A 10,242-nucleotide genomic window follows, 5' to 3' on the forward strand; every position below is an offset into this window, starting at 1 on the left:
TCCGGCGTAGGCCGGGCTTCAGCCCGGCACTGCGTGACCCCCGCACCCTCTAACTCTGAGGTAAAGAGATGAACCAGGAAATCACCAACAACCCGTTCAACCCGCTGACGCCCCCGAAGGTCTTTGACGAAATCAAAGTCTCGCTGGCGTCGCCCGAACGGATTCTGTCTTGGTCCTATGGCGAGATCAAGAAACCCGAAACCATCAACTACCGGACGTTCAAGCCCGAACGTGACGGTCTGTTCTGCGCGCGTATCTTTGGCCCGATCAAAGATTACGAATGTCTGTGCGGCAAATATAAGCGGATGAAGTATCGCGGCGTTGTCTGCGAGAAATGCGGTGTGGAAGTCACCCTGCAGAAAGTCCGCCGCGAGCGTATGGGCCACATCGAACTGGCCGCGCCCGTTGCACATATCTGGTTCCTGAAATCGCTGCCGTCCCGCATCGGTCTGATGCTGGACATGACGCTGCGCGATCTGGAACGCGTTCTGTACTTTGAAAACTATGTCGTCATCGAGCCCGGTCTGACCGACCTGACCTACGGCCAGATGCTGACCGAAGAAGAGTATATGGATGCGCAGGATGCCTTTGGCATGGACGCGTTCACCGCCAATATCGGTGCCGAAGCCATCCGTGAGATGCTGGCCCAGATCGATCTGGAAGCCGAAGCCGAACAGCTGCGCGCTGATCTGGCCGAAGCCACAGGCGAGTTGAAGCCCAAGAAGATCATCAAGCGTCTGAAGGTTGTTGAATCCTTCCTCGAGTCGGGCAACCGGCCTGAATGGATGGTCATGACCGTGATCCCGGTCATCCCGCCGGAACTGCGTCCGCTGGTTCCGCTGGATGGTGGCCGTTTCGCGACGTCGGATCTGAACGATCTCTATCGCCGCGTGATCAACCGGAACAACCGTCTGAAGCGTCTGATCGAATTGCGCGCGCCTGACATCATCGTCCGCAACGAAAAGCGGATGTTGCAGGAATCCGTGGATGCTCTGTTTGACAACGGCCGTCGTGGCCGGGTGATCACCGGCGCCAACAAGCGTCCGCTGAAATCGCTGTCGGACATGCTGAAAGGCAAGCAGGGTCGCTTCCGTCAGAACCTTCTGGGGAAACGCGTCGACTTCTCGGGCCGTTCGGTCATCGTGACCGGTCCGGAGCTTAAGCTGCACCAGTGTGGTCTGCCCAAGAAGATGGCGCTGGAGCTGTTCAAGCCGTTCATCTACTCGCGCCTTGAAGCCAAAGGTCTGTCTTCGACCGTGAAACAGGCGAAGAAACTGGTCGAGAAAGAGCGTCCCGAAGTTTGGGATATCCTCGACGAGGTGATCCGTGAACACCCTGTCATGCTGAACCGTGCGCCGACGCTGCACCGTCTTGGCATTCAGGCGTTCGAACCGGTCCTGATCGAAGGCAAAGCGATCCAGCTGCACCCGCTGGTCTGTTCGGCCTTCAACGCCGACTTCGACGGCGACCAGATGGCCGTTCACGTCCCGCTGAGCCTTGAGGCACAGCTGGAAGCCCGTGTTCTGATGATGTCGACGAACAACGTTCTGTCGCCTGCAAACGGCGCGCCGATCATCGTTCCGTCGCAGGACATGATCCTGGGTCTGTACTATGTGTCGCTGGAACGTGCGGGCATGCCGGGCGAAGGCAAGGTCTTTGGTTCGATCGACGAAGTTCAGCACGCGCTGGATGCGGGTGAGGTGCATTTGCACACCAAAATCACCGCGCGGATCACGCAGATCGACGAAGAAGGCAACGAAGTTCAGAAGCGCTATGAAACCACTCCGGGCCGTCTGCGTCTGGGTGCCCTGCTGCCGATGAACAACAAGGCACCGTTCGATCTGGTCAACCGCCTGCTGCGGAAGAAAGAAGTGCAGCAGGTTATCGACACCGTCTACCGCTACTGCGGTCAGAAAGAGTCGGTTATCTTCTGTGACCAGATCATGTCGATGGGCTTCAAAGAAGCGTTCAGGGCGGGCATCTCGTTCGGCAAGGACGACATGGTCATTCCAGACGACAAATGGGGCATCGTTGATGACACCCGCGATCAGGTGAAAGACTTCGAACAGCAGTACATGGACGGCCTGATCACTCAGGGCGAAAAGTACAACAAGGTTGTCGATGCCTGGTCGAAGTGTAACGACCGTGTGACCGAGGCGATGATGAGCACCATCTCGAACGTCGCCAAGGCCGAAGACGGGTCTGACATGGAACCGAACTCGGTCTACATGATGGCCCACTCCGGTGCGCGGGGCTCGGTCACTCAGATGAAACAGCTGGGCGGTATGCGCGGCCTGATGGCCAAGCCGAACGGTGACATCATCGAGACGCCGATCATCTCGAACTTCAAGGAAGGTCTGACCGTTCTTGAATACTTCAACTCGACCCACGGTGCCCGTAAGGGTCTGTCGGATACCGCTCTGAAGACGGCGAACTCGGGTTACCTGACCCGTCGTCTGGTGGACGTGGCGCAGGACTGCATCGTTCGTGAGATCGATTGTGGCACCGAACGCGCAATCACGGCCGAAGCCGCAGTCAACGACGGTGAGGTTGTCGCCTCGCTGGCCGAGCGTATCCTGGGCCGTGTGGCGGCTGACGATATCCTGCGTCCGGGTACGGATGAGGTGCTTGTTGCGGCTGGTCAGCTGATCGACGAACGTATGGCAGACACCATCGACGAAGCGGGCGTTCAGTCGACCCGCATCCGCTCACCTCTGACCTGCGAGTCTGAGGAAGGCGTCTGTGCCACCTGCTACGGTCGTGACCTTGCTCGCGGTACCATGGTGAACACGGGTGAGGCTGTCGGCATCATCGCCGCCCAGTCCATCGGTGAACCCGGTACACAGCTGACGATGCGGACCTTCCACATCGGTGGTGTTGCGCAAGGTGGTCAGCAGTCGTTCCAGGAAGCCAGCCAGGCTGGCGTCGTATCCTTCGAGAACCCGCAGATCCTGGTCAATGCCGCAGGCGAAAGCCTTGTCATGGGCCGCAACATGAAGCTGGTGATCAAGGACGATCACGGCGAAGAGCGCGCCAGCCACAAGCTGGGCTACGGCTCCAAGCTGTTCGTCAAGGAAGGCACCAAGGTGGCCCGCGGCGACAAGCTGTTCGAATGGGATCCCTACACCCTGCCGATCATCGCCGAGAAAGCCGGTACCACCAAATACGTCGATCTGGTTTCGGGCCTTGCCGTCCGTGACGAGACCGACGAAGCAACCGGCATGACCCAGAAGATCGTGATCGACTGGCGCGCCGCCCCCCGTGGCAGCGACCTCAAGCCCGAGATCATTCTGGTCGGTGACGATGGCGAACCGGTCCGCAACGATGCGGGCAACCCGGTTCACTATCCGATGTCGGTGGATGCGATCCTGTCGGTCGAAGATGGCCAGAAGATCGAAGCCGGTGACGTTGTTGCGCGTATTCCGCGTGAAGGTGCCAAGACCAAGGACATCACCGGTGGTCTGCCGCGTGTGGCCGAACTGTTCGAAGCCCGCCGTCCGAAAGATCACGCGATCATCGCAGAAGCTGATGGTTACGTGCGCTTTGGCCGCGACTACAAGAACAAGCGCCGCATCAGCATCGAACCGGCTGACGAGTCGCTGGAACCCATCGAGTACATGGTACCCAAGGGCAAGCACATCCCTGTTGTCGAAGGCGACTTCGTTCAGAAGGGCGACTACATCATGGACGGTAACCCGGCCCCGCATGACATCCTGTCCATCATGGGTGTCGAGGCGCTGGCGAACTACATGATCGACGAAGTGCAGGACGTGTATCGTCTGCAAGGCGTGAAGATCAACGACAAGCACATCGAAGTCATCGTGCGCCAGATGCTGCAGAAGTGGGAGATCCTGGATTCAGGCGACACCACCCTGCTGAAAGGCGAACATGTCGACAAGCAGGAGTTCGACGCAGCCAACGAAAAGACCATCGCCCGCGGTGGTCGTCCGGCACAGGGCGAGCCGATCCTTCTGGGGATCACCAAGGCCTCGTTGCAGACGCGTTCGTTCATCTCGGCGGCGTCGTTCCAGGAAACCACCCGCGTACTGACCGAAGCGTCCGTGCAGGGCAAAAAGGACAAGCTGGTCGGCCTGAAAGAGAACGTCATCGTTGGTCGCCTGATCCCCGCCGGTACCGGTGGGGCCACGCAGGCCGTCCGCCACATCGCGCAGTCGCGCGACAATGTGGTGATCGAAGCCCGCCGGGAAGAGGCCGAAGCGGCCGCTGCCCTGGCTGCGCCGATCATGGATGATGATCTGGTCGGGGATGAGCTGGACGTTCTGGTGGAAACACCCGAAAGCCGCGAGTAATCGCCCGATTGACAAGTTAAGAAAGGCCCCGCGATTTCGCGGGGCCTTTCGTTTTTGCAGGGCTGAAACGCGCGCCACGCTTAGTGGGGTTCCAGGCTACTGGAATATCGCGCTCGCCGCATGAGACCTGCAATAACAGCAGGGTTTTTCTGATTTAGCCTAAACTGTGCTACCATCCGCCTTGAATTCACACAGGTGATGGGGGTGGATGATGAGAGCTGTCACAAAGCTGTCGCGCGTATTTTCGGTTTTTGGTCTGGGCCTGATGGCCGCCTGCACGGACTATGCCTATGTGGGGATGCCACCGGGCCAGCCATCGCGTGAGATCGTGATCCCGAACGGCACGACGCGCCTGATCCCGATCTCCGGATCGATCGTCGGGTTGGCTTATGATGAGCCGCGACGGCGGATCTTCCTGCGCAATCTTCCCGGCACCCAACTACAGGAGTTGGACCGAAATGGCCGTGTCCTGCGTACCTTTGCGGCACAGCGGGTTCCGGCCGGATGCGGTGGCATCACACCTGACGAGTTTCCCATCAAGGAATGCGGGTTGGCCATTCGGGGAAGCGACGGGCATTTGTTCCTCGACCATCCGAACGGGGTGATGATCGCGGAACTGACCCGCGACGGGCAATTTGTGCGCAACATAACCCTCAGCCAGCCACAGGGGCCGATTGGCGGGCTGGCCTTTGATGAAACGACCGGCACGCTTTATGTGCTGTTCATCCGCAATCGCCTGATCGCCGAGGTGGATTTGAACGGCACGGTCCTAAGGACAATCCGGGCGACCAATCCATCGGTCGGCGCAGCGGTGCAGATCGAACGCTTTGGCCTTGGCATCAATTCCAAACGCCGCGAGCTTTATGTCGCCCTTCAGAACGGCAACCAGCTTGGCGTTCTGGACATGTCCGGCGGGTTGATCGCAACGCACACGCTCAGCGCCGGGGTGGCTGTGGAAGGGATCGGAGGTGGTCGGGTCTCTGGTCTCTGATAGGGGCTCAGAAAGTGGTTTCGACACGCTCTGCACGCGTCGGAACGCAATTCTTGCGCTGATCTGATTTGATGCGTTGACAGGCGGCTGTCCGATTGGGCCAATGGCCCGATCACTCTGCGCAGGGCCAAATCTGACATGAACCCAAACACCAAAGGTGCCTTGCTGATGATGGGCAGCATGGCGGCCTTCACCCTGAACGACACTTTGGTCAAGGTCGCGCTTCGGGATCTGCCATTGTTCCAACTGGTGGCCATGCGGGGCGTTCTGGCCGTTTTCCTTGTCTACGGTCTTGCCCGCTATCTGGGGGCGCTGCACCTCAATTTCTCAAACCACGACCGGTTGCTGGTTGCGCTGCGCAGTCTGGCCGAACTGTCGGCTACCTTCTTTTTTCTAACAGCGCTCAAGAACATGCCGCTTGCCAATGTGACGGCCATTCTGCAGGCGCTGCCTCTGACCGTGACGCTGGGCGCGGCACTGGTCTTTTCCGAACAGGTCGGCTGGCGGCGCATATTGGCGATTGCCATTGGTTTTGGCGGCATGGTTCTGATCGTCAGGCCCGGTCCTGACGGCTTCAGCCTGTATTCCATCTACGCGCTGATCGCAGTGGCTTCGATCACGGTTCGCGATCTGGTGACACGACGCATGTCGCCCCAGGTTCCGTCAATGGTGGTGACGTTGGCGACCTCTCTCTCAATCACGGTGGCCGCAGCCATTGCATCGGTGTTTGAAGGATGGGTTCCGGTTTCCGGCGCTGCGGGTTCTCTGGTTGCGGCGGCGGCCGTGTTCGTCCTGATGGGCTATCTGTTCAGCGTCATGGTCATGCGTCAGGGCGATGTCGGGTTCATCGCGCCGTTTCGCTATTCCAGCCTGATCTGGGCCCTGGGGTTGGGTTGGGCCGTATTCGATGAATGGCCTGACGGTCTGACCATGCTGGGTGCGACACTTATCGTGGCCGCCGGATTGTTTACGCTGTTCCGGGAACGCGCGCGTCGGGAAGCGGCGTGAACCTGCGTGACAAGGCTCTGACCACTGGTTATCCGAAGGTGAAACCCAGCCTCCGGTTGCAGGCTTGGCACTTCCGGTGCAGCGCGGTTATATGAACCCGGTAAAGCCCGCGCACCCACTTCGGCACGGCCCGGATCAGCCTATTGCCGGGCAACCGGTATCGTGCTGTTGACACTCGGGCCGACTCCCCCTATTACGCGCGTCATCTCGGTGACGGGGGCCGCCCCATAGCCGATTCCAGTAATGAGCTGGTCAAGGCCCGAACAATTTTGCAGTTCGCGCCCTCTGAGAAACAACCGCGACGTTCACCTCGGAATGGGAACGCTCGTGGGTTTTGCGCTTGTGGACGCATAAGCGCAGCGAAGTTAGCCGCACGCCAGCTGCGTGCATGTCATGTGTTGCAAAACGGGGAAGAAACCGGAATGCCAACTATTCAACAGCTGATCCGCAAACCGCGGCAGCCCAAAGTAAAACGCTCGAAGTCCATGCACCTGGAGCAGTGCCCGCAGAAACGCGGCGTCTGCACACGTGTTTACACCACCACACCGAAGAAACCGAACTCGGCTATGCGTAAGGTTGCCAAGGTGCGCCTGACCAACGGGTTCGAGGTCATCTCGTACATCCCCGGTGAAAGCCACAACCTTCAGGAACACTCGGTTGTTCTGATCCGTGGCGGCCGTGTGAAAGACCTTCCCGGTGTGCGTTACCACATCCTGCGCGGTGTTCTGGATACTCAGGGCGTCAAAGACCGTAAGCAACGCCGTTCGAAATACGGCGCGAAGCGTCCCAAGTAAGAAGGAGAGGCTGATATGTCACGTCGTCACGCCGCCGAAAAACGCGAAGTCCTGCCTGACGCCAAGTTTGGCGATAAGGTTCTGACCAAATTCATGAACAACCTGATGATCGACGGCAAGAAGTCGGTCGCCGAGCGCATCGTCTACAACGCCTTTGACCGCGTTGAGAACAAGATCAAGCGCGCGCCCGTCGAAGTGTTCCACGAAGCACTCGACAACATCAAACCGTCGGTCGAGGTTCGCTCGCGCCGGGTTGGTGGTGCAACCTATCAGGTTCCGGTCGAAGTCCGCCCCGAGCGCCGCGAAGCACTGGCCATCCGCTGGCTGATCACCGCTGCGCGCGGCCGCAATGAAAACACCATGGAAGAACGCCTCGCCGGTGAACTGCTGGACGCTGTACAGTCCCGCGGTACCGCCGTGAAGAAGCGCGAAGACACCCACAAGATGGCCGAGGCGAACAAAGCCTTCAGCCATTACCGTTGGTAATCCCAGAGGCTTATCCAAATGGCACGCGAATATCCGCTCGAACTATACCGTAACTTCGGTATCATGGCGCACATCGACGCAGGTAAGACCACCTGCTCGGAGCGTATCCTGTATTACACTGGTAAATCCCACAACATCGGTGAGGTGCACGATGGTGCAGCCACCATGGACTGGATGGAGCAGGAGCAGGAACGCGGCATCACCATCACTTCGGCTGCGACCACCACCTTCTGGGAACGCACCGAAGACGGTCAGACCGCCGATACCCCCAAGCACCGCCTGAACATCATCGACACCCCCGGCCACGTTGACTTCACCATCGAAGTCGAACGCTCGCTGGCGGTTCTCGACGGTGCCGTCTGCGTTCTCGACGCAAACGCCGGTGTTGAACCCCAGACCGAAACTGTGTGGCGTCAGGCTGACCGCTACAAGGTTCCGCGTATGGTTTTCGTCAACAAGATGGACAAGATCGGCGCAGACTTCTTCAACTGCGTTCGCATGATCGAAGACCGTACCGGCGCACGCGCTGTTCCGGTTGGTATTCCGATCGGTGCCGAAACCGAGCTGGAAGGCCTGGTTGATCTGGTCACCATGGAAGAGTGGCTGTGGCAGGGCGAAGACCTTGGTGCAAGCTGGGTCAAAGCTCCGATCCGCGACAGCCTGAAAGACATGGCTGACGAATGGCGCGGCAAGATGATCGAAGCGGCCGTCGAAGAAGACGACGACGCGATGATGGCCTATCTGGAAGGCGAAGAGCCCGACGTTCCGACCCTGCGCAAACTGCTGCGCAAAGGCACGCTGGCGCTGCATTTCGTACCCGTTCTGGGAGGCTCGGCGTTCAAGAACAAAGGCGTTCAGCCGCTGCTCAACGCTGTGATCGACTATCTGCCCAGCCCGCTGGACGTTGTTGATTACATGGGCTTCAAACCCGGCGACGAGGAAGAAGTTCGTAACATCGCACGTCGTGCCGATGACGACATGGCCTTCTCGGGTCTGGCGTTCAAAATCATGAACGACCCCTTCGTTGGTTCGCTGACCTTCACCCGCGTTTACTCGGGCACCATGAACAAGGGCGACTCGATCCTGAACTCGACCAAAGGCAAGAAAGAGCGCATCGGTCGTATGATGATGATGCACTCCAACAACCGGGAAGAGATCGAAGAAGCGTTTGCAGGCGACATCATCGCGCTGGCGGGTCTGAAAGACACCACCACCGGTGACACTCTGTGCGATGCGAAGGATCCGGTGGTTCTGGAAACCATGACCTTCCCCGATCCGGTGATCGAGATCGCGGTCGAGCCCAAAACCAAGGGCGACCAGGAAAAGATGTCTCAGGGTCTGGCCCGTCTGGCCGCCGAAGACCCGTCCTTCCGCGTGGAAACCGACCTGGAATCGGGTCAGACCATCATGAAGGGCATGGGCGAACTTCACCTGGACATCCTGGTGGACCGTCTCAAGCGCGAGTTCAAGGTCGAAGCCAACATCGGTGCGCCTCAGGTGGCTTATCGTGAAACCATCTCGATGCCGGTCGAACACACCTACACCCACAAGAAACAGTCGGGTGGTTCGGGTCAGTTCGCCGAAGTCAAGCTGGAGATCCAGCCCACCGAGGCAGGCGAAGGTTACTCGTTCGAAAGCCGCATCGTTGGTGGCGCCGTTCCGAAGGAATACATCCCCGGTGTTGAAAAAGGCATCAACTCGGTCATGGACAGCGGCCCTCTGGCTGGCTTCCCGGTGATCGACTTCAAGGTTGCCCTGCTGGACGGTAAGTTCCACGACGTTGACTCGAGCGTTCTGGCGTTCGAAATCGCGGCCCGTATGTGTATGCGTGAAGGCATGCGCAAAGCTGGCGCGAAGCTGCTGGAACCGATCATGAAGGTCGAAGTGATCACCCCGGAAGAATACACCGGCGGTATCATCGGCGACCTGACCTCGCGTCGGGGCCAGGTGTCTGGTCAGGAACCGCGCGGCAACGCGATCGCGATCGATGCGTTTGTTCCGCTGGCGAACATGTTCGGCTACATCAACACCCTGCGTTCGATGTCGTCGGGCCGCGCCCAGTTCACCATGCAGTTCGACCACTACGATCCGGTTCCGCAGAACATCTCGGACGAGATCCAGGCGAAATACGCATAAGCGACGATTTGAGGGAGCGCCGTTCCGGGGCTCCCTTCATTACAGAAAAAGGAGGCCATCATGGCAAAGGAAAAGTTTGAGCGTACAAAACCGCACGTCAACATCGGCACGATTGGGCATGTTGACCACGGCAAGACGACGCTGACCGCAGCAATCACCAAGTATTTTGGTGACTTCAAGGCGTATGACCAGATTGACGGCGCGCCGGAAGAGAAAGCCCGCGGCATCACCATCTCGACCGCGCACGTGGAATACGAGACCGACGCGCGCCACTATGCGCATGTCGACTGCCCCGGCCACGCCGACTATGTCAAGAACATGATCACCGGTGCCGCTCAGATGGACGGCGCGATCCTGGTTGTGAACGCTGCAGACGGCCCGATGCCGCAGACCCGCGAGCACATCCTGCTGGGCCGCCAGGTTGGCATCCCGAAGATGGTCGTGTTCATGAACAAAGTTGACCAGGTTGACGACGAAGAGCTGCTGGAACTGGTGGAAATGGAAATCCGCGAGCTGC

The 10,242-nt window shown here is 59.1% G+C and carries 7 protein-coding genes; all 7 read left to right on the forward strand.

The window, feature by feature from the left end; translation table 11 throughout:
• Positions 1-68 precede the first annotated feature (68 nt).
• Positions 69-4,310 (forward strand): DNA-directed RNA polymerase subunit beta', encoded by a 4,242-nt coding sequence (gene rpoC / locus ACR0M3_RS17155; protein WP_480488900.1) that lies wholly within the window; start codon positions 69-71, stop codon positions 4,308-4,310.
• Positions 4,311-4,521: 211 nt separating this feature from the next.
• Positions 4,522-5,301, forward strand: a complete 780-nt coding sequence (locus tag ACR0M3_RS17160; protein ID WP_209598267.1) for an SdiA-regulated/phytase-like domain-containing protein — start codon at positions 4,522-4,524, stop codon at positions 5,299-5,301.
• Positions 5,302-5,439: 138 nt separating this feature from the next.
• Positions 5,440-6,309: a DMT family transporter gene (locus ACR0M3_RS17165; RefSeq protein ID WP_480484704.1), complete on the forward strand. Its 870-nt coding sequence runs from the start codon at positions 5,440-5,442 to the stop codon at positions 6,307-6,309.
• Positions 6,310-6,731: 422 nt separating this feature from the next.
• Positions 6,732-7,103 (forward strand): 30S ribosomal protein S12, encoded by a 372-nt coding sequence (gene rpsL, locus ACR0M3_RS17170; RefSeq protein ID WP_005621086.1) that lies wholly within the window; start codon positions 6,732-6,734, stop codon positions 7,101-7,103.
• A 15-nt stretch (positions 7,104-7,118) separates the two neighbouring features.
• Positions 7,119-7,589, forward strand: a complete 471-nt coding sequence (gene rpsG, locus ACR0M3_RS17175) for a 30S ribosomal protein S7 (protein WP_039529242.1) — start codon at positions 7,119-7,121, stop codon at positions 7,587-7,589.
• Positions 7,590-7,607: 18 nt separating this feature from the next.
• Entirely contained in the window at positions 7,608-9,725 is a 2,118-nt protein-coding gene (gene fusA / locus ACR0M3_RS17180; protein WP_480484702.1) for an elongation factor G, read from the forward strand.
• Between the two features lie 60 nt (positions 9,726-9,785).
• A partial coding sequence (locus ACR0M3_RS17185; protein WP_480911841.1) for a GTP-binding protein occupies positions 9,786-10,242 on the forward strand: 457 nt, incomplete at its 3' end.

The sequence above is a fragment of the Ruegeria sp. O5 genome, from assembly GCF_056535105.1.